Below are 18,567 nucleotides of genomic sequence, written 5' to 3'. Positions count from 1 at the left end.
ACGATCGGCTTCTCGACCGAAACGGACGTCCGCGAGGACCGCCGTACCGTCCCGACCGACGAGGGCGACCACGAGCGTTTCTCCCACTACGTGGAGAAGGACAAGCTGACCGAGGCGATGGTCATGGGTACCCCGGTGGTGGCCCTGTGCGGGAAGGTCTGGGTGCCCAGCCGAGCGCCGGAGAAATTCCCGGTCTGCCCGGAGTGCAAGGAGATCTGGGAGGGGCTCGGCGACGACAAGGGCGACGACAAGGGCGGCAAGGGGCCGGAAGGGTCCGGTCCCGACGCATGACCTCGCTCGGTCCGGCGTGGCCGGAGCGGGCAGCCTGGGGCACGGCGCCGTCGCTGCGTGCCTGGCAGTCCGCCGCGCTCGCCGACTACCTCGCCCGCACGCCGCGTGACTTCCTCACCGTCGCCACGCCCGGCGCCGGAAAGACGACCTTCGCCCTCACCGTCGCCGCCGAACTGCTCGGCCGGCGCCTGGTCGACCGACTGATCATCGTCGCGCCCACCGAGCACCTCAAGATGCAGTGGGCCGAGGCCGCCGCGCGAGCGGGGCTGCCGATCGACCCGACGTACTCCGCGGGCTCGGGCAAGATCTCCAGCGACTACGTCGGCGTCGCGGTCACCTACGCCGGCGTCGGCGTCAACCCGCTCGCCATGCGGATCCGCACCGAGCGGTTCAAGACCCTGGTGATCCTCGACGAGATCCACCACGCCGGCGACTCGCTGAGCTGGGGCGAGGGGGTACGGGAGGCGTTCGAGCCGGCGGCCCGGCGGCTGGCGCTGACCGGCACGCCGTTCCGCTCCGACATCAACCCGATCCCGTTCGTCACCTACGCGCCCGGGGAGGGCGGCGTACCGACGTCGGTGGCCGACTACACCTACGGCTACGCCGACGCGCTGGCCGACCACGTCGTGCGCCCGGTGCTGTTCCTGGCCTACTCCGGACAGATGAGCTGGCGCACCCGCGCCGGCGACGAGGTGGCCGCGTCGCTGGGCGAGCCGCTCACCAAGGACATGACCTCGCAGGCGCTGCGCACCGCGCTCGACCCCAACGGCTCGTGGATCCCGTCCGTGCTGGCCGCGGCCGACAAGCGGCTCTCCGAGGTGCGTCGCCATGTCCCGGACGCGGGCGGCCTGGTGATCGCCTCCGACCAGGACAGCGCGCGTGCCTACGCCAAGCTGCTCAAGCAGATCAGCGGCGAGTCGGCGACCGTCGTCCTGTCCGACGAGAAGGCGTCGTCGAAGAAGATCTCCGCCTTCAGCGAGAACGACAGCCGGTGGATGGTGGCGGTCCGGATGGTGTCCGAGGGCGTCGACGTGCCGCGCCTCGCGGTCGGCGTGTGGGCCACGACGACGTCGACCCCGCTCTTCTTCGCGCAGGCCGTCGGCCGCTTCGTGCGCGCCCGCAAGCGCGGCGAGATCGCCTCGGTGTTCCTGCCGTCGGTCCCGAACCTGCTCACCTTCGCCGCCGAGCTCGAGGCGCAGCGCGACCACGTGCTCAAGCGCCGGGTGAACGACGAGGGCGACATCTTCGCGGCCGAGGACGACCTGCTCGCCCAGGCCAACGCCGGTGACGCCGCCTCCGACGAGCTCGAGGCGCTGCCCTTCGAGGCGCTCGGCTCCGAGGCTCGCTTCGACCATGCCCTCTACGACGGCGCGCAGTTCGGCCACGAGGGCGAGGTCCACGTGGGCTCGGACGAGGAGATGGACTTCCTCGGCATCCCCGGGCTGCTCGAGCCCGACCAGGTCAGTGCCCTGCTCCAGCAGCGGCAGGCGGACCGTCGTCGTACCCGACGCCCGGAGGCGGGCGAGCGCGCGGGCGAGCGTCCTGCCGACACGGTCGCCGAGGTGACCACCCACGAGCACCTCGGCCTGTTGCGCCGCGAGCTCAACTCGCTGGTCGCGTCGTGGCACCACCGCACCGGCCAGGCGCACGGGATCACCCATGCCGCGCTGCGCAAGGAGTGCGGCGGCCCGGCCGCCGCCGTCGCCAACGGCGAGCAGCTGCAGAAGCGGATCGACCGGATCCGGGAGTGGGCGGTCCGCAAGACCTCGTGAGCGGCGGCTGCAGGAATAACCGGTCGACCGGTTGTTCCTGCACTTGTCGGGCGTTGCAATGGCCGACAAGTGCAGGTTTCGCCGGTCGACCGGTTATTCCTACGACGCGTGACATCCCCCATAGGCAAGGCTGACCTAACTTAGGCTACGCTGCGTTCTCGTGACGACGGTGCTCGAAGGACGCGACCTGGTGCTGGGCTACCAGCGCGCCGCGGTGGTGCACGGGGTCTCGGTGCGTCTCGAGCCCGGCCGGGTCACCGCACTCATCGGACCCAACGGCAGCGGCAAGTCCACGGTGCTGCGCTCGCTGGCCCGGCTCCATCCCGTCGCGGAGGGCCGGGTGACCCTCGACGACGCCGACACCGCCCCGCTGAGTGCGAAGGAGTTCGCCCGGCGGGTGACCCTGCTGTCCCAGTCGCGGCCGCATCCCTCGGGACTGGAGGTCCGCGACGTCGTCGCCTTCGGGCGGCACCCCCATCGCGGCCGCTTCGCCGGCGCCACGGACGCCGACCGGGCCGCCGTCGACCACGCCATGGCGGTCACCGGGATCGCCGACATGGCCGGCCGGCCGGTCGACCAGCTCTCCGGTGGCGAGCTCCAGCGGGTCTGGCTGGCCACCTGCCTCGCTCAGGACACCGCGGTCGTGCTCCTCGACGAGCCGACCAACCACCTCGACCTGCGCTACCAGGTCGAGACCCTCGACCTGGTCCGCGACCTCGCGGACCGGCACGGGACGGCGCTCGGCGTCGTCCTCCACGACCTGAACCATGCCGCCACCGTGGCCGACCAGGTCGTGCTGCTGCACCAGGGCACGGTGCGCGCGGTCGGTACGCCGGTCGACGTACTCACTCCCGCCCACCTGTCCGCCGTGTACGGACTGCCCATCCGCTGTCTCGTCGACCCGGACACGGGCGCGGTGCGGGTGGAGGCCCAGGGCAGGCACCGACGGCACCGCTCCCGCTGACACGCGCCGACCGCTGGCGCGCGCCGACAGCTCCGAACCACAGTGAGGAACCCGATGAAGACCCGACCGATCTCCGCTGTCCTGATGCCGGTGGTGGCGCTGCCGCTCGGCCTGCTCCTGACGGCCTGCGGCACGACTGACACCGGTGCCGACAAGGAGGCCCCGAAGGCCAACGAGTCGGCCGACTGCTCGGCCGACGAGACCGCGACCGCCACCGGGCCGGTCAGCCTGACCGACAGCTACGGCCGCACGGTCGAGCTCGACAAGCCCGCCGAGCGCGTGGCCGTGCTCGAGTGGCAGCAGGTCGAGGACGTGCTCACCCTCTGCCTCACCCCCGTCGCGGTCGCCGACGCCGAGGGCTACACCACCTGGGACACCGCCGAGAAGCTGCCCGGCGGCGTCACCGACGTGGGCACCCGCGGCGAGCCGAACCTCGAGACCCTCTTCGGCACCGACCCCGACCTGGTCATCGTCGAGGCCTACACCGCCGAGGACGAGATCCTCCAGCAGCTGGCGAAGTACGACGTACCGGTGCTCGCCACCAAGGGCGCCGACGCCGCCGACCCGGTGGCCAACATGCTCGGCACCTTCGAGCTGATCGCGCAGGCGACCGGTCGCGAGGAGCGGGCGAAGGTCGTGGTCGACGACTTCAACGCCCACCTCGCCGAGGCGAAGGAGGAGGTCGCCACGGCTGACGCGACCTCGTTCGTCTACTTCGACGGCTACGTGCAGGGCGGGAACGTCTCGATCCGTCCCTTCGGCCAGGGCTCGCTCATCGGGGAGCTCGGCGAGGCGCTCGGCCTCACCAACGCCTGGACGGGCGACGTCGACGAGGCGTACGGCCTCGGCCAGACCGACATCGAGGGCATGAGCGAGCTCGGCGACGCGACCTTCCTCTACACCGGCACCGTCGATCCCGAGGGCGACGTGAACGCCACCCTCGCCGAGAACGCCGTCTGGCAGAAGATCCCCGCCGTCGCCGAGGGCCGCAGTCACGCGTTCCCCCCGGGCGTGTGGACCTTCGGCGGCCCGCGCTCGGCCGAGCAGATCATCGACGCGTACGTCGACCTGCTCACGAAGTAGTCCGCGCAGGCAACCAGGCACACATCGATGACCGTCGAGCAGCAGCCCGCCACCGCGGACCGGGCCGAGCCGGCCGGGGCGAGGCCGCGGCTCGGGACCTCCGGCCTCGCGGGCGCCACCGGCGCGCTGCTGCTGCTCGTCGTCGTCCTGCTGGGGGCCTCACTGTGGCACCTGACCCAGGGCACGTCGGCGATCGGCGCGGGCGACCTGGTCCGCTGGCTGTTCGGCGACCGTGACCGCTCGGGGCCGGGGGCCGACGCCGGCGACGTCCTGATCGGCTCCCGGGTCCCGCGGCTCGCGGCGGGCATCGCGGTCGGCTTCGCGCTGGGCGTGGCGGGTGCGCTCTTCCAGTCGCTGGCGCGCAACGCGCTCGCGTCGCCTGACACCCTCGCGGTCACCGGCGGCGCCTATCTCGCGGTGACCGTCGTCGCCGCCTTCGGCCTCACGGTGCCGGTCTGGGCATCGGGGCTCACCGCGTTCGTGGGCGGTGCCCTCGCCGCCTTCCTCGTGCTCGGCCTCGCCGGCGGCGCCGGTACGGCGACCACGCGGCTGGTCCTCGCCGGCTCGGCCGTGGCGCTGGCGCTGCAGGCCGGCACGTCCACGCTGCTCATCCTGTTCGAGGAGGAGACGACCAGCCTGTTCGCGTGGGGGAGCGGCTCGCTCAGCCAGCTCGGGCTGCGTGCCTTCCAGCAGGCGGCGCCGGTCGTGGTGGTCTGCACCCTCGCGGCGCTGCTGCTCGCCCGGCGCCTCGACCTGCTCGGCCTCGGCGACGACAGTGCCGCCGTACTGGGCGTCCCCGTCCGCTCCACCCGCGCCGCGGGCACGGTGCTCGCGGTACTGCTCACCGCGGCATCGGTGACCCTCGCCGGGCCGATCGGCTTCGTCGGCCTGTTCGCCCCGGTGATCGTGCGGCTGTGCGGCCGGGTGGTGCCGGCGCTCAACCGGCATGCCGTGCTCATCCCCGCCGCCGGGCTCACCGGCGCCGTGGTGGTCGTCCTCGCCGACGCGCTGATCCGTGCGGTGCTCGGCGCCGACCGGGCGATCTCGATCCCGACCGGCATCACCACCACGCTGATGGGTGCGCTGGTGATGATCGTCCTGGCCCGCCGCAGCCGCGACTCCGGCCCGACCCGGCAGACCGCCGCGGCGCGGGTCCGGGTGGGCGGCCGGATCCGCTTCCTCGTCGTCCTGGCGGTGGTCGCCGTGGCCACGGCCGCGGTGACCTTGCTCAGCCTGCTGGCCGGCGACACCTGGTTGCGCGCCGGCGATCTCTCCCTGTGGCTGCGCGGGGAGGCGGCACCGCTCATCCAGTTCGCGCTCGACGAGCGGGCTCCCCGGGTCGCCGCGGCCGTGCTGGGCGGTGCGGCGCTGGCGCTGTCCGGTGCGCTGGTGCAGGCGACCTGCCGCAACCCCCTGGCAGAGCCGGGCATCCTCGGCATCACCGGCGGGGCCGGCGTGGGGGCCGTGGTCGTGGTGACCGGGGCCGGCGTCTCGCAGGCCGCGAGCAACGGCGCCATCCTGGTCGGAGCGGTGAGCGGCGCCCTCGTCGCCTTCGCCCTGGTCTACGGCCTCGCCTGGCGGCACGGGCTCGACGCCGACCGGCTCCTGCTCATCGGCATCGGCACCTGGTACGGCGGCGCCGCGCTCACCACCTTCCTGCTGGTGCGCTCGAACCCCTGGGACACGCCGCGGATCTACACCTGGATGTCCGGGACGACGTACGGCCGCACCTTCGAGCAGGTGCTGCCGGTCGCCGTCGTCCTCGCCGTCGCGCTGCCGCTGGCCTGGCTGGTGCGCCGTGAGCTGGACCTGCTCGCCCTCGATGAGGACACCCCGCGGCTGGTGGGTGTCCGCCTGGAGACCGTCCGGCTCGTCGTCCTGGTCACGGCCGCGCTGCTCGCCGCGACGAGTGTCGCCGCGGTCGGCGTGGTCGGCTTCGTCGGCCTGGTCGCGCCGCACATGGCGCGGGCGCTGGTCGGCGGGCGCCACGCGCGCTCGGTGCCGGTGGCGATCCTGCTCGGGGCGGCGCTCCTCGGCGTCGCCGATCTCGTCGGCCGGACCGTGATCGCGCCGGCCCAGATCCCCGCCGGGCTGGTCGTCGCGCTGGTCGGTGCGCCGTACTTCGTCTACCTGCTCGCCCGCTCGCGCGCCTGAAAGGGCCGCACGCCCGGACCCGGACGTGTGGCGACCCCGCGCGGGTCGTCGACCTGGTGGCCCGCGGCGCACCGGACCTCGACGTGCACCGGCTCCTCACAGTCGCGGTGCACGAACACCGTCGGCGGACCGCCCGGGTCGGCCAGGTGGCGGTCGCCCCAGTGGCTGATGGCGAGCAGGATCGGCTGCAGCTCGAGCCCCTTCGCGGTGAGGCGGTACTCGTGCCGGGTGCGGGCGCCGTCCTCGCGATAGGGCTCCTTGCGCAGGATGCCCTCCTCGACCAGGGAGGCGAGCCGGTCGGTGAGCACCTGGCGGGGGATGCCGGCGTGGCGGCGGATGTCGTCGAAGCGGCGTACGCCGAGGAACACCTCGCGCAGCACGACGACCGTCCAACGCTCGCCGAGGATCGCCATCGCCCGGCCGAGCGTGCAGTTGTCGACCGACCAGGCGAGCGCTGGCGGGGAGCTCGGGGGTGCGTCGGGGGCGACCATCGGTCCAGCATAGGGCGACCCAGGTCTCATTGACAGACTCAGCCTCGCGCTGGTCTGATGGGCGCATGACTGAGTCCGCGACCAAGACCCAGCTCGCCGCGGTCGACCCGGCGACGCTCGACGGCTTCGAGCAGCTGCACGCGATGCTCGAGGGCCGTCTGCCGGCTGCACCGATCGCAGACACGCTGGGCTTCGTCGGCTTCGAGGTCCCCGAGCGGGGCACCGCGGTCTTCGAGCTCGACCCGGAGCTGCGCCACTACAACCCGATCGGAAGCGTGCACGGCGGCGTCTTCGCGACCCTGCTCGACTCCGCCTGCGGCTGCGCCGTCCACTCCACCCTCGCTGTCGGCGAGGGCTACACCTCCCTCGACCTGACCGTGAAGTTCCTCAAGGCGGTCACCGTCGACTCCGGCCGCCTGCGCGCTGTCGGCACGGTGCTGCAGCGCGGCCGGCGTACCGCCCTCGCGGAGGCGAAGCTGTACGACGGCCGCGAGCGGCTGGTCGCCTACGCGAGCTCGAGCTGCATGATCTTCTCCTGACCCGCCGACTCCGCCCCCCATCGACCCGGCGCGTTCAAACGCGCCGGGTCGGCGTCTCTGGGGCGTTCAGATGCGCCGGGTCGGCGTCTCTGGGGCGTTCAGATGCGCCGGGTCGGTGTCAGGCGAGATCCCCCAGCGCCTCGGCCTGGGCCTCCGCGGGGGAGTGCGGGGCCGGAGCGGACCCGCCGTGCAGGGCGGCGCCGATGGTGCGGGCGCCGGCCACGAGGACGACGACCCCGACCGCGACCGCGATCCCGCCGAACCAGAACGGCGCGGCCGAGCCCTGGTGCTCGGCGAGCTTGAGGGCGACGTACGGGCCGACGGCGCCGCCGGTGAACCGCACGAAGGAGTACGCCGCCGACGCGACCGGCCGCTCGACCGGGGCCGCGCCCATGACCGCCTCGGTGACCAGGGTGTTGATGACGCCGAGGAAGGCGCCGGCAGCCACGATGCCGACGATGACCACGGTCGAGGTGGAGGCGCCGAGCGCCATCATCACCAGGTCGAGCGCGAAGAGGCTGAGCGCCCCGATCAGTGCGGGAACGGTGCCGATCCTGCGCTGCACCCACGGGGCGAGTGCGACCGACGCGACGGCCAGCAGCACGCCCCAGCCGAAGAAGATCCAGCCGATCTGCATGATGCCGGCCTCGGGTAGCGCGAACGGGCCGGCAGCGAGCAGTGAGAAGAAGCCGAGGTTGTAGCAGGCCGCGACGACGGCGATCACGGCGAGCGCCGGATGGGTGAGGGCGCGGAACGGGTCGAGCAGGGTCGTTCGACGCGCGGCCGGCGGCGTGGCCGGCAGGAAGATCGCGGTGGCGACCAGGGCGATCGTCATCAGCACGGAGACGCCGAAGAACGGGCCGCGCCAGGACTGCTCGCCGAGCAGCCCGCCGACCAGCGGGCCGGATGCGATGCCGAGCCCGAGCGCGGCCTCGAACAGGATGATCGCCTGCGCGAGCGATCCCTTCGAGGAGCTCACGATCGTGGACAGCGCGGTGGCGATGAAGAGGGCGTTGCCCAGACCCCAGCCGGCGCGGAAGCCGATCACGGCGCCGACCGAGCCGGACATGCCGGCGAGCCCGGCGAAGACGATGATGAGGGCCAGGCCGGTGAGCAGGGTCCGTTTGGCGCCGATCCGGCTGGAGACGACGCCGGTGATCAGCATCGCCACGCCCATCACCGCCATGTAGCTGGTGAACAGCAGGGACACCTGGCTCGGCGTCGCCTCGAGCTTGGCGGCGATCTCCTTGAGGATCGGGTCGACCAGGCCGATGCCCATGAACGCGATGACGCAGGCGAAGGCGACCGCCCACACCGCACGCGGCTGGCGCAGGAACGATCCGCCCTCGGCGGCATGGGTGGGGGTGTGGGTGCCGGCGGTGGCGGTCACGAGAGTCCTTCCGGAGTCGTCGGGGGAGTGGGTTCGAGGACGGCCTGGAGCACGGCCACGGCGGTCGCGAGGTCGTCGGCGGTGAGATCGGTGCGAGCGAGGCGCTCGGAGACGAGCGCGGCGCTGAGCCGCCGGATGCGGCGCAGCTCGGCGCGCCCCGCGTCGGTGAGGTCGACGAGGCTGCTGCGGGCGTCCTCGGGATGGGGCGCCTTGGTCACCCAGCCCAGCTCGACGAGCTGGCGGACCTGGCCGGTCATCGTCGGCTGCGAGCAGCGGTCGACCTGGGCGAGCGCGGTGATGCCGAGCGGCCCGGTCTCGTCGAGGATCGAGAGCACCCGGGTGCCGGCGCTGGGGGCGTGCGCCCGCCGGACGAGCCGCACCAGCCGGGCGGCGTACACGGTGAGGTCGCTGCTGGCGGCGTCGACGTCGGGAGTGCTCACGTCCGGCCAATCTACATAGGAAACCTATGTAAGTCGAGTGGGGATGGCGCACGACACAATCGAGGTCATGCCCACCTACGTCGCCTTCCTGCGCGCCATCAACCTCGGCGCGAAGCGGAAGTTCCCCAAGGCCGAGATCGTCGCCGCGACCGAGGCCGCCGGCGGGGCCGACGTGCTGACCCACATCAACACCGGGAACGTCCGGCTCACCACATCGCTGCGCTCGCGGGCGAAGGTGGAGGCGGCGCTGGAGCGGGCCTACGCCGAGCAGGTCGGCTTCGAGGTGCCGACCATCGTCTACACGCCCGCCGAGCTCGTCGCGATCGCCCGCGACGCCCGTGAGCTCACGGCCGCGCGCACCGACCTCGAGCGGCACTACGTCTACCTGCTCAAGGACGAGCCCGACCCGGCACTGGTCGCCGAGATCGAGGCGCGCAGCGACGAGGTCAACGCGGTCGTCGTGCGCGGCCGGGCGGCGCACCTGCTGCTCGGTCCGGGCTACCAGGCGGGCGGGGTCGACCCCTACAAGACCGAGAAGGCGCTGCGCGTGGTCGCCACCAACCGCAACTTCAACGTGGTCACCACGCTGGCCGACATGTGGTGCTCGTAGTCGCGCCGACGGCTTGTGACACGATGGGGCCGTGACGACCGCGAGCCCGGAGAAGGTCGATCCGGGAGTCCAGAAGGACCTCGCCCCGGACGACATCACGCTCGCCGACACCCCGTGGGTGACGGTGGTGTGGAACGACCCCGTGAACCTGATGTCCTATGTCACCTTCGTCTTCCAGAAGCACTTCGGCTACGGCAAGAAGAAGGCCGAGAAGCTGATGATGGAGGTCCACGAGGACGGCCGGTCCGTGGTCAGCAGCGGCACCCGCGAGGAGATGGAGCGCGACGTGCAGGCGATGCACGAGTACGGCCTGTGGGCGACCCTCTCGAAGGCCGACTGAAGGCGGCGGAGTGACCTCTGGATTCGTCCGGCACCGCCGGAGCAAGCGCGCCATCGCGACCTTCTCGGTCTTCGAGGCCGACCTGCTGCGCTCGCTGGCCGCCCAGCTCGTCGAGCTGCTGCACAATGAGTCCGCCGTCGCCGCGACCGAGCGCGACCCGCTGGAGGCGCTGCTCGACTTCTCCGGGCCGACGACCGAGCCCGACGATCCGGTGTTGCGTCGTCTCTTCCCCAACGCCTACCGCGGCGACGACGAGGCCGCGGGCGAGTTCCGCCGCTTCACCGAGGGGACGCTGCGCGACGGCAAGGCCCGCGCGGCGGCGTCGGTCATCGACGTCCTCGAGGAGGCGGGCCTGCCGTCGGAGCCGACCGGCGAGGACCTCACCATCGACGTCGAGCTCGACGAGGAGACCGCGCTGGTCTGGATGCGCTCGTTCACCGACCTGCGTCTCGCGCTCGGCACCCGGCTCGAGGTCGCGGAGGGCGACGAGGACTACTGGTACGGCCTGCCCGACGACGACCCTCGGGCCCAGGCCCACCACATCTACGAGTGGCTGGGGTTCCTTCAGGAGACGCTGGTCCACGCCGTGCGCTGAGCCGGATCCAGCGGCAGGTGGCTCATATGGGCCACGCAACGACCGAAATTGTCACCGTGTCCGGCCGGAGGCAGCAATTCCGGTCGTTGCGTCGTCCACATCAGCCGGCGGGCTTGACCGCCAGCACCGGGCAGTGCGCCTCGAGGATGATCCGCTGGGCGACGCTGCCGAGCAGGAGCTTGCCGACCGGGGTGCGGTGCCGGATGCCGACCACGATCAGGTCGGCGCGCTCCTCGTCCGCCGCGGCGATGACGGCATCGGCGACGTCGTCGACCACGTCGTGGCGGACCACGACGTCGAGACCGTCGGCGGCCAGCCGGTCGCGCAGCGCGGCGATGTCCGCGTCGTGGGCGAACCGGGCGTCGACCAGACTGCTGCCGAGCGACGCGTTGACGACCACGAGGCGCGCGCCCTCCTTGCGGGCGAGTGCGGCGGCATGCTCGACCGCCGCCTCGCCGTACCGGTCCGCGCTGTAGGCGGCCACGATGCTCCCGGGAGTGCTCATCGCTCGACCAGCTCCTTCTCGGTGTCGGTGGGAGTCGGGTCCGGCGCCGCTGGCCTGCGGAGGCCGGCGACGGTCATGGCGACGAGCAGCAGCGCCATCACGGCGTACACCACGACGGCGACCGGTTCGCTCCACAGGGTGCTGACGTCGCCCTGCGAGATCTTCAGGGCGGTGGTCAGCTGCTCCTCGAGCTTGGGGCCGAGGATGACGCCGATGATCAGGGGCAGCACGGGGATGCCGAAGCGGCGCATGACGAAGCCGAGGACGCCGATGACCAGCAGCAGCGCCAGGTCGAACGCCTGGAAGTTCACGCTGTAGGCGCCGAGGGAGGCGAAGAAGAGGATGCCGGCGTACAGGTAGGGCCGGGGGATCCGCAGCAGCTTCGCCCACAGCGGGGCCATCGGCAGGTTGAGGACCAGCAGCAGCGCATTGGCCACGAACAGGCTGGCGAGCAGGCCCCAGACCAGATCCGGGTGGTCGTCCATCAGGGTCGGTCCGGTCTGGAAGCCGTAGCCCTGCAGCGCGACCAGCATGATGGCGGCGGTCGCGGTCGTCGGCAGGCCCAGCGCGAGCAGCGGCACCAGGGTGCCCGCCGCCGAGGCGTTGTTGGCCGCCTCCGGCCCGGCGACGCCCTCGATCGCGCCCTTGCCGAACTCCTCGGGATGCTTCGAGAGCTTCTTCTCGGTCGCATAGGACAGGAAGGTCGGCAGCTCCGCGCCCCCCGCCGGCAGTGCGCCGAACGGGAAGCCGAAGGCGGTGCCGCGCAGCCACGGCTTCCACGACCGGCCCCAGTCGTCCCGGCTCATCCACGGCTGGCCCACGGGGATGATCTCCAGCGGCTTGCGGCGCAGGTGCGCGGCGACCCAGAGCGCCTCGCCGATCGCGAACAGCGCGACCGCGACCACCACGATGTCGATGCCGTCGGCGAGCAGGGGCTCGCCGAAGGTGAGCCGGGCCTGTCCGGTGCTGGTGCCGACCAGGCCGACGGCCAGGCCGAGGAAGAGCGCGATGAAGCCGCGCAGCTTGGACGCGCCGAGCACCGCGGTGACGGCGAAGAGTGCCAGCACCATCAGCGCGAAGTACGACGGGGAGCCGAGGGTGACGACGATGTCGGCCACCTGCGGGGTGACGATCCACAGCAGCACCGTCGCGATGCTGCCGGCCACGAACGAGCCGATCGCCGCCGTGGCGAGGGCCTGCGCCGCCCGTCCTGCTTTGGCCATCTTGTTGCCCTCGATCGCCGTGATCACCGACGAGGACTCACCGGGTGTGTTGAGCAGGATCGAGGTGGTCGAGCCGCCGTACATGCCGCCGTAGTAGATGCCGGCGAACATGATGATCGCGCTGTCCGCGCCGACGCTGTAGGTCACCGGCAGCAGCAGAGCCAGGGTCATCGCCGGGCCGATGCCCGGGAGCACGCCGACGGCGGTGCCGAGCAGGACGCCGAGCGCGGCGAAGAGCAGGTTCTCGGGGGTGAGGGCGGTCTGGAAGCCGTCGAGGAGCAGGTCCATCAGAGCACTCCGTCCAGGATCCCGGCGGGGATCGGGATCCCGAGGCCGACGTAGAAGCCGTACCAGCTGCCGACCGACAGCGCGGCGCCGACGGCGAGATCGCGGACCCAGCTGCGGCTGCCCAGGACGACGGCCGAGCCGGCGAACAGCAGGGCCCCGGTGATCGCCCAGCCCAGGACGTCGATCAGCGCGATATTGGCGACCAGCACGAGGACCAGCAGGCCGACGGTGCGGACGTCGGTGCCCTGGGTCAGGTCGACGTCCTCACCGTCCTCGGCCTCGGGACGGTCGCCGCGGGCGGTCGCGAGCGCGAGCAGGACGCCGAGGAGCACGAGCGCCGCGCCCACGACGTAGGGGAGGGTGTAGGGCTGGACCGGTTGGTCGGCGAAGCCGTCCTCCAGCCCCGCGGCGTCGATGAGCACGTAGCCGCCGGCCAGCACCAGGAAGGCGGCCAGGCCGTACTGGGCCTTGTCGACGACCCGGGCTCCCGGCTCGTGGATCACGTCGTTGCTCATGCGAGTCCCAGCTCCTTCAGCGTGTCGGCGACACGGTCGTCCTGCTCGGCGAGGAAGTCCTCGAACTCCTGGCCGGTGGCGAAGTTGTCGGTCCAGCCGTTGGCCTCGAGCGCCTCGCGCCATTCAGGGGTGTCGTGCATCTCGGTGAGCAGCTCGGTGAGGTAGTCCCGCTGCGCGTCGGAGATGCCGGGGGGCGCGAGGACGCCGCGCCAGTTGGTGAAGACGAGGTCGACGCCCGCCTCGGTGAGGGTCGGCGCGTCGATCCCGTCGAGGGGCTCGGCACCGGAGACCGCGAGGACCCGCAGCTTGCCGTCCTCGATCTGGCCCTCGAACTCGCCGAGGCCGGACATGCCGACGTCGATCTTCGCGCCGAGCAGCGCGGTCGTGAGGGGCCCGCCGCCGTCATAGGAGATGTAGTTGACCTGCTTCGGATCCACACCGATGGCGTCGGCGAGCTGCATCGGGAACAGATGGTCGGGACCGCCGTTGCTGGAGCCGCCGCCGACGGCGAGGCCGCCCGGGTCCTCCCGCCAGGCGGCCACGAGATCGTCGATGGTCTCGAACGGCGAGTCGGCGGGCACCAGGATGCCCTCCTGCTCCTCGACCAGCCGGGCGATCGGCGTCATCTTGAGCGGGGTGGCGCTCGACTTGTTGGTGTAGACCGCGCCGACCACGCCGAGACCCATGAGCATCATGACGTCGTCGGCGCCCTTCTCGTTGACCAGTCGCTGCATCGCGACGGTGCCGCTCGCGCCCTGCACATTGGTGATCTCGAAGCGACCGGTGAGGTCGTTGTCCTCCATCGCCCGGGCCGCGGCGCGGCCGGTGAGGTCGTAGCCGCCGCCGACGCTGTTGGGGATCATCATCCGCAGCCGCCGATTGCTCGGGTCGTCCGAGCCGCGGGTGACCCCGCAGCCGCCGACGGCCACGGCGAGCGCCAGGGCGAGGAGGAGCGCGACGAGGGCGGAGCCCCTCGGTCGACTCGCGTGCATGGGAACCTCCGGATCGGGTGGTGACCGCCGTCACGTGCGATCCGTGCCAGCATGGCGGTGGCTGTGGCGGCCGTCACGCTTGCGGACGCAAAGGAGGTTGTGGTCGTTGTGGTCGCATCCATCGGGCGGTTGAGCTGGCGGCGCGGGGAGCTGACGCTGGCCGCGAAGGTGCTGCTCCTGCAGCTCCTGGTGATCGTGGTGCTGCTCGTCGCGGTCGGGGTGCTGAGCATCCGGCAGTCCAACGCCGACTTCGCCGACGAGCGCGGCGCGCAGATGCGCTCCGTGGCGGAGTACGTCGCCGTGCAGGACTTCGTCCGCACCGGGCTCGAGGACGTACGCCGGGGCGCGGAGCTGTGGCAGGTCTCCGCCGACCTGACGTCGTACGCCGAGCGCGGGGTGCGCCTCTCCGGTGCGACCGACGTCCTCGTCGTCGGTGCCGACGGCACCGTCCTCGCGGCGACCGACGCCAGCCGGGTGGGCCAGCGGGCCGACCTCGGCGGCGCCGAGGTGGCTGCCGGGCGCGGCGGGACCACCGATGTCGAGGCCGCGGGCGAGCGGCGGGTGGCGGCCTACGCCCCCGTCATCGCGGACACCCCGGGCGACAACGGCGCCGTCGGCGCCATCGTCGCCGAGGCGGCCTACCCGTCGCTGCGCGACCAGCTCGCCGAGGCGGTGCCCGAGCTGGGCCTCTTCCTGGGGCTCGGTGCGGTGCTGGGCCTCCTCGGCACCGGGCTGGTCGCGCGCGTGGTCCGGCGCTCCACGCGCGGTCTCGGCACCTCCGAGCTCACCCGTCTGGCCGACCACCGCGAGGCGCTGCTGCACGCCATCCGGGAGGGCGTGGTCGGCGTCGGCACCGACGGCCGGGTGACGGTCATGAACGACGCGGCCCGCGCGACCCTCGGCCTCGACCGCGGGCCGGACCCGGTCGGCCGGCGGGTCGACGACCTCGGCCTGGACCCCCACGTCGTGGCCCTGCTGACCGGCGAGGGCGCCGACGTCCGCGACGCGCTCGCGCTCGTCGGCACCCGGGTGGTGGTCTTCAACCGGGGCGACGCCTCCGCCGAGGGCCGGGGGATCGGCACCGTCACGACCCTGCGCGACCGCACCGAGCTGGTCTCGCTGCAGCGCCAGCTCAGCTCCAACCTGTCGATCACCGACACCCTGCGCGCCCAGACCCACGAGTTCGACAACCGGCTGCACACCATCTCGGGCCTGGTCCAGCTGGGGGAGTACGACGAGGTGGCGAGCCTGGTCGGCACCTTGACCCGGCACCGGGCGGAGGTGGGGGAGCACGTCGCGCAGCGCCTGGCCGACCCGGCCGTCGCGGCGCTGGTCGTCGCCAAGCACGCGGTCGCCGAGGAGCGCGGGGTCGTCCTCGAGCTCGATCCCGGGTCGCGGCTGCCGGTGCTCGCGGCCGACGAGAGCGCGGACCTGACCACCGTCCTGGGCAACCTCGTCGACAACGCGGTCGACGCCTGCGCCGGCCGGCCCGGCGCCCTGGTCGAGGTCTGGGTGCACGCCGAGCGGTCGTCGGCCGGCGCGGTCCGGGTCCGGGTCCGCGACAACGGCCCGGGCATCCCCGGCGACCTGCGTGAGGCGATCTTCGTGCGCGGCTTCTCCACCAAGGAGGAGGTCCTCGGCGGCCGGGGCATCGGGCTCCCGCTGGTCCGGCTCATCTGCGTGCAGCGGGGCGGCGAGGTGGTCGTCGACGACGCCGAGCCGGCCACCGGCGCCGCGGGCGGGACCGGGGCCGAGTTCCGGGTGCTGCTCCCCATCGGCGTCGGCGTCGGACAGGATGGGCGACCGTGAGCCGGGTGCTGCGCGTCCTCGTGGTCGACGACGACTTCATGGTCGCGCGCATCCACGCTCGCTTCGTCGAGCAGACCGACGGCTTCGAGGTCGCCGGCACCGCCCGCACCGGCGCCGAGGCGCTCGAGCTCGCGGACGCCCTGCAGCCCGACCTGGTGCTGCTCGACGTGCACCTGCCCGACCTGTCCGGGCTCGAGGTGCTCGAGGGGCTGCGTGCCCGGTCCCGCGAGCAGGGGCGCGACGTCGCCGTCGTCATGGTCACCGCCGAGCGCGGGGCCGCCGCGGTCCGGGCCGCCCTGCACGGCGGCGCCCTGCAGTACCTCGTCAAGCCCTTCGAGTACGACGACCTGGCCGAGCGCCTGCGCCGGGTCGCGACCACGCTCGCCACCCTCCCGGGCAGCCCGGGCGAGCAGGAGCAGGAGGTCGACCAGGCGACGATCGACCGGGCCTTCGGGACGGGCCGGCAGGCCGTCGTACCCCACGAGCTGCCGAAGGGGCTGAGCCCCGAGACCGCCGACCTCGTGCTGGAGGCGGCCCGGGCGGCGGGGGAGATCTCGGCGTCCGAGACCGCCGACGCCGTGGGCCTGTCGCGGGTGACCGCGCGACGCTACCTCGAGCACTTCGTCGACATCGGGACCGCCGAGGTCCGGCTGCGGTACGGCGGCACCGGACGCCCCGAGCGCAGGTACCGGGTCACCGCCTAGTCTGGTCGCGTGACCGCGATCGACGAGCGTCCGCAGCCGCCGACCCCCAGGGCCACCATGGGTGGCGACACCCAGGGCTTCTGGGAACGGTTCGCGCTCGGGCTGTTCATCGCCGTCCCGTTCGTCGCCTTCCTCGCCGCGATCCCCGTCGCCTGGGGCGGCTGGCTGGGCTGGAGCGACGTCGCGATCACCATTGTCATGTACGGCCTCACGCTGCACGGCATCACCGTCGGCTTCCACCGGCTCTTCACGCACAAGTCGTTCAAGCCCAACCGGCCGGTCAAGATCACCCTCGCGGTCCTCGGCTCGATGGCGATCGAGGGGCCGGTCATCCGCTGGGTCGCCGACCACCGCAAGCACCACAAGTTCTCCGACAAGGACGGCGACCCGCACTCCCCGTGGCGCTACGGCAACAGCCTGGGCGGCCTGACGAAGGGCTTCGTGTGGGCGCACGTGGGCTGGCTGTTCGACCCCGAGCAGACGCCGATCGACAAGTACGCCCCCGACCTCGCCAAGGATCGCGACCTGGTCCGGATCTCGCGGCTGTTCTGGCTGTGGGTGCTCACCTCGATCTTCCTGCCGCCGCTGCTCGGGTTCCTGCTCACCTGGTCGTGGCAGGGCGCGCTCACCGCGTTCTTCTGGGGCACCGTGGTCCGCATCGGCCTGATCCACCACGTCACCTGGTCGATCAACTCGATCTGCCACACCCTTGGCGAGCGGCCCTTCGCCTCGCGCGACTTCTCGGGCAACGTGTGGTGGCTGGCCATCCCGTCGGGCGGCGAGTCCTGGCACAACCTCCACCACGCCGACCCGACCTCCGCACGTCACGGGGTCAAGCGCTTCCAGTTCGACACCTCCGCCCGGGTCATCTGGGTGCTGGAGAAGCTCGGCTGGGTCCGCGACGTCCGCTGGCCGACGCCCGAGCGGATCCGGGCGAAGTCGGTCACGCCCGCCGCCTGAGTGGTGGAATGACTCGTCAGTAATTGCTGCGGTTTGGGACCAAACCGTGAAGATTCGGGGCCACGGCGTGCGGTTTGTGCCCAAACGACGCCCCTGTCGTGGCCGCCCCTCGGGCCGGTGCCGGCCGAGCCCGTCCGACGCCCTACCCTTGAGCGCGTGTTGCGCATCGACCAGGCGACGTACGACGCCATCGTGGAGCATGCCCGGCGGGACCACCCGGTGGAGGCGTGCGGGATGGTCGCGGGCCCCCTCGGCAGCGACCGGCCCGTGCGGCTGATCGAGATGGTCAACGCCGCGGGCAGCCCGACCTTCTACGAGTACGACTCGACGGACCTGCTGCGTCTCTACCGCGAGCTCGACGACCGCGACGAGGAGCCGGTGGTGATCTACCACTCCCACACCGCGACGGAGGCGTACCCCAGCATCACCGACATCAACCTGGCCAGCGAGCCCGGCGCGCACTATGTGCTGGTCAGCACGCAGGAGAACGGGAATAACCCGGGCCCCGTGGAGTTCAGGTCCTACAGAATCATCGACGGTGTCGTGACCGAGGAAGAGGTCGCCGTCACGGCGGCAGCCGACATCAATGACGCAGCAGAGGAGACCAGCTGACATGGCCATCGAGGTCCGGATCCCGACCATCCTGCGCACCTACACCGGTGGCGAGAAGGCGGTCAGCGCCGACGGCGCCACCCTGAGTGCGCTGATCGACTCCCTCGAGGCCAACCACCCCGGCATCAAGGACCGCCTCATCGAGGGCGCGGACCTGCGCCGCTTCGTCAACATCTACATCAACGACGAGGACGTCCGCTTCATCGGCAGCCTCGAGGCCGCGCTCTCCGACGGCGACCAGGTCGTCATCCTGCCGGCCGTCGCCGGTGGCGCGCGCTGATCCCGCTGCG

Annotated in this window: 21 protein-coding genes; 14 read left to right on the top strand and 7 right to left on the bottom strand. The window is 72.3% G+C overall.

Features of this window, described 5'->3' with window-relative positions; all coding sequences use genetic code 11:
* The first annotated feature begins 3 nt into the window (after nucleotides 1-3).
* From QJ852_19890 to QJ852_19870, 5 genes are all read left to right on the top strand, one after another.
* A complete protein-coding gene (locus QJ852_19890) occupies nucleotides 4-291 on the top strand; it encodes a DUF3039 domain-containing protein (GenBank protein WGX99485.1) in 288 nt (95 codons plus the stop codon).
* Nucleotides 288-2,063, top strand: a complete 1,776-nt coding sequence (locus tag QJ852_19885; GenBank protein WGX95404.1) for a DEAD/DEAH box helicase — start codon at nucleotides 288-290, stop codon at nucleotides 2,061-2,063. Before QJ852_19890 ends, QJ852_19885 begins: the two co-directional genes overlap by 4 nt.
* 160 nt (nucleotides 2,064-2,223) lie before the next feature.
* Nucleotides 2,224-3,027: an ABC transporter ATP-binding protein gene (locus QJ852_19880; GenBank protein ID WGX95403.1), complete on the top strand. Its 804-nt coding sequence runs from the start codon at nucleotides 2,224-2,226 to the stop codon at nucleotides 3,025-3,027.
* A 54-nt stretch (nucleotides 3,028-3,081) separates the two neighbouring features.
* Nucleotides 3,082-4,110, top strand: coding sequence for an iron-siderophore ABC transporter substrate-binding protein (locus QJ852_19875; GenBank protein WGX95402.1), 1,029 nt, complete (start codon nucleotides 3,082-3,084; stop codon nucleotides 4,108-4,110).
* 27 nt (nucleotides 4,111-4,137) lie between these two features.
* Complete coding sequence (locus QJ852_19870) at nucleotides 4,138-6,264, top strand: iron ABC transporter permease (protein ID WGX95401.1); 2,127 nt, start codon at nucleotides 4,138-4,140, stop codon at nucleotides 6,262-6,264.
* Here QJ852_19870 and QJ852_19865 read toward each other — a convergent pair.
* Nucleotides 6,237-6,755, bottom strand: coding sequence for a helix-turn-helix domain-containing protein (locus tag QJ852_19865; protein ID WGX95400.1), 519 nt, complete (start codon nucleotides 6,753-6,755; stop codon nucleotides 6,237-6,239). The two genes, QJ852_19870 and QJ852_19865, sit on opposite strands and share 28 nt — an antisense overlap.
* A 65-nt stretch (nucleotides 6,756-6,820) precedes the next feature.
* On the opposite strand from QJ852_19865, the gene QJ852_19860 reads away from it, so the two are divergent.
* Nucleotides 6,821-7,294 (top strand): PaaI family thioesterase, encoded by a 474-nt coding sequence (locus tag QJ852_19860; GenBank protein WGX95399.1) that lies wholly within the window; start codon nucleotides 6,821-6,823, stop codon nucleotides 7,292-7,294.
* Between the two features lie 118 nt (nucleotides 7,295-7,412).
* On the opposite strand, the gene QJ852_19855 is transcribed toward QJ852_19860, so the two are convergent.
* On the bottom strand, nucleotides 7,413-8,684 hold the full coding sequence (locus tag QJ852_19855) for an MFS transporter (GenBank protein ID WGX95398.1): 1,272 nt from the start codon (nucleotides 8,682-8,684) through the stop codon (nucleotides 7,413-7,415).
* Nucleotides 8,681-9,124, bottom strand: a complete 444-nt coding sequence (locus QJ852_19850; GenBank protein ID WGX95397.1) for a MarR family transcriptional regulator — start codon at nucleotides 9,122-9,124, stop codon at nucleotides 8,681-8,683. Before QJ852_19850 ends, QJ852_19855 begins: the two co-directional genes overlap by 4 nt.
* A 67-nt stretch (nucleotides 9,125-9,191) precedes the next feature.
* Here QJ852_19850 and QJ852_19845 point away from each other — a divergent pair, with 67 nt between their 5' ends.
* The 3 genes from QJ852_19845 (at nucleotide 9,192) to QJ852_19835 (ending at nucleotide 10,669) form a co-directional block, all read left to right on the top strand.
* Nucleotides 9,192-9,734, top strand: a complete 543-nt coding sequence (locus QJ852_19845) for a DUF1697 domain-containing protein (GenBank protein ID WGX95396.1) — start codon at nucleotides 9,192-9,194, stop codon at nucleotides 9,732-9,734.
* Nucleotides 9,735-9,828: 94 nt separating this feature from the next.
* Nucleotides 9,829-10,074 carry an ATP-dependent Clp protease adapter ClpS gene (gene clpS, locus QJ852_19840; protein ID WGX99484.1) on the top strand — a complete coding sequence of 82 codons (246 nt, stop codon included), beginning with the start codon at nucleotides 9,829-9,831 and terminating at the stop codon, nucleotides 10,072-10,074.
* A gap of 10 nt (nucleotides 10,075-10,084) precedes the next feature.
* On the top strand, nucleotides 10,085-10,669 hold the full coding sequence (locus tag QJ852_19835; protein ID WGX95395.1) for a DUF2017 domain-containing protein: 585 nt from the start codon (nucleotides 10,085-10,087) through the stop codon (nucleotides 10,667-10,669).
* A 100-nt stretch (nucleotides 10,670-10,769) separates the two neighbouring features.
* Here QJ852_19835 and QJ852_19830 read toward each other — a convergent pair whose 3' ends face one another.
* The 4 genes from QJ852_19830 to QJ852_19815 are packed head-to-tail and all read right to left on the bottom strand — an operon-like array spanning nucleotide 10,770 to nucleotide 14,192.
* A complete protein-coding gene (locus QJ852_19830; GenBank protein ID WGX95394.1) occupies nucleotides 10,770-11,174 on the bottom strand; it encodes a universal stress protein in 405 nt (134 codons plus the stop codon).
* Nucleotides 11,171-12,685, bottom strand: coding sequence for a tripartite tricarboxylate transporter permease (locus QJ852_19825; GenBank protein WGX95393.1), 1,515 nt, complete (start codon nucleotides 12,683-12,685; stop codon nucleotides 11,171-11,173). Before QJ852_19825 ends, QJ852_19830 begins: the two co-directional genes overlap by 4 nt.
* A complete protein-coding gene (locus tag QJ852_19820) occupies nucleotides 12,685-13,200 on the bottom strand; it encodes a tripartite tricarboxylate transporter TctB family protein (GenBank protein ID WGX95392.1) in 516 nt (171 codons plus the stop codon). Before QJ852_19820 ends, QJ852_19825 begins: the two co-directional genes overlap by 1 nt.
* Nucleotides 13,197-14,192 carry a tripartite tricarboxylate transporter substrate binding protein gene (locus QJ852_19815; protein WGX95391.1) on the bottom strand — a complete coding sequence of 332 codons (996 nt, stop codon included), beginning with the start codon at nucleotides 14,190-14,192 and terminating at the stop codon, nucleotides 13,197-13,199. Before QJ852_19815 ends, QJ852_19820 begins: the two co-directional genes overlap by 4 nt.
* 108 nt (nucleotides 14,193-14,300) lie before the next feature.
* Between QJ852_19815 and QJ852_19810 the strand changes: the two genes are divergently transcribed.
* From QJ852_19810 to QJ852_19790, 5 genes are all read left to right on the top strand, one after another.
* Nucleotides 14,301-16,001 (top strand): ATP-binding protein, encoded by a 1,701-nt coding sequence (locus QJ852_19810; protein ID WGX95390.1) that lies wholly within the window; start codon nucleotides 14,301-14,303, stop codon nucleotides 15,999-16,001.
* Nucleotides 15,998-16,705 (top strand): response regulator, encoded by a 708-nt coding sequence (locus QJ852_19805; protein WGX95389.1) that lies wholly within the window; start codon nucleotides 15,998-16,000, stop codon nucleotides 16,703-16,705. The genes QJ852_19810 and QJ852_19805 overlap by 4 nt, the downstream gene beginning before the upstream one ends.
* Before the next feature lie 9 nt (nucleotides 16,706-16,714).
* Nucleotides 16,715-17,665 carry an acyl-CoA desaturase gene (locus QJ852_19800; GenBank protein ID WGX95388.1) on the top strand — a complete coding sequence of 317 codons (951 nt, stop codon included), beginning with the start codon at nucleotides 16,715-16,717 and terminating at the stop codon, nucleotides 17,663-17,665.
* 156 nt (nucleotides 17,666-17,821) lie between these two features.
* Nucleotides 17,822-18,277, top strand: coding sequence for a M67 family metallopeptidase (locus tag QJ852_19795; GenBank protein WGX95387.1), 456 nt, complete (start codon nucleotides 17,822-17,824; stop codon nucleotides 18,275-18,277).
* A 1-nt stretch (nucleotide 18,278) separates the two neighbouring features.
* Entirely contained in the window at nucleotides 18,279-18,557 is a 279-nt protein-coding gene (locus QJ852_19790; GenBank protein WGX95386.1) for a MoaD family protein, read from the top strand.
* Nucleotides 18,558-18,567: the final 10 nt, after the last annotated feature.

It is taken from the genome of Nocardioides sp. L-11A, from assembly GCA_029961745.1.
In the GTDB taxonomy this organism is placed as follows: Bacteria; Actinomycetota; Actinomycetes; order Propionibacteriales; family Nocardioidaceae; genus Nocardioides.
This window is presented reverse-complemented; position numbering and strand designations above follow the sequence as displayed.

Coding starts and splice junctions, on each gene's coding strand:
- QJ852_19885 (WGX95404.1), top strand. CDS start 288: ATGACCTCGCTCGGTCCGGCGTGGCCGGAGCGGGCAGCCTGGGGCACG.
- QJ852_19875 (WGX95402.1), top strand. CDS start 3,082: ATGAAGACCCGACCGATCTCCGCTGTCCTGATGCCGGTGGTGGCGCTG.
- QJ852_19870 (WGX95401.1), top strand. CDS start 4,138: ATGACCGTCGAGCAGCAGCCCGCCACCGCGGACCGGGCCGAGCCGGCC.
- QJ852_19865 (WGX95400.1), bottom strand. CDS start 6,755: ATGGTCGCCCCCGACGCACCCCCGAGCTCCCCGCCAGCGCTCGCCTGG.
- QJ852_19860 (WGX95399.1), top strand. CDS start 6,821: ATGACTGAGTCCGCGACCAAGACCCAGCTCGCCGCGGTCGACCCGGCG.
- QJ852_19845 (WGX95396.1), top strand. CDS start 9,192: ATGCCCACCTACGTCGCCTTCCTGCGCGCCATCAACCTCGGCGCGAAG.
- QJ852_19830 (WGX95394.1), bottom strand. CDS start 11,174: ATGAGCACTCCCGGGAGCATCGTGGCCGCCTACAGCGCGGACCGGTAC.
- QJ852_19825 (WGX95393.1), bottom strand. CDS start 12,685: ATGGACCTGCTCCTCGACGGCTTCCAGACCGCCCTCACCCCCGAGAAC.
- QJ852_19820 (WGX95392.1), bottom strand. CDS start 13,200: ATGAGCAACGACGTGATCCACGAGCCGGGAGCCCGGGTCGTCGACAAG.
- QJ852_19815 (WGX95391.1), bottom strand. CDS start 14,192: ATGCACGCGAGTCGACCGAGGGGCTCCGCCCTCGTCGCGCTCCTCCTC.
- QJ852_19790 (WGX95386.1), top strand. CDS start 18,279: ATGGCCATCGAGGTCCGGATCCCGACCATCCTGCGCACCTACACCGGT.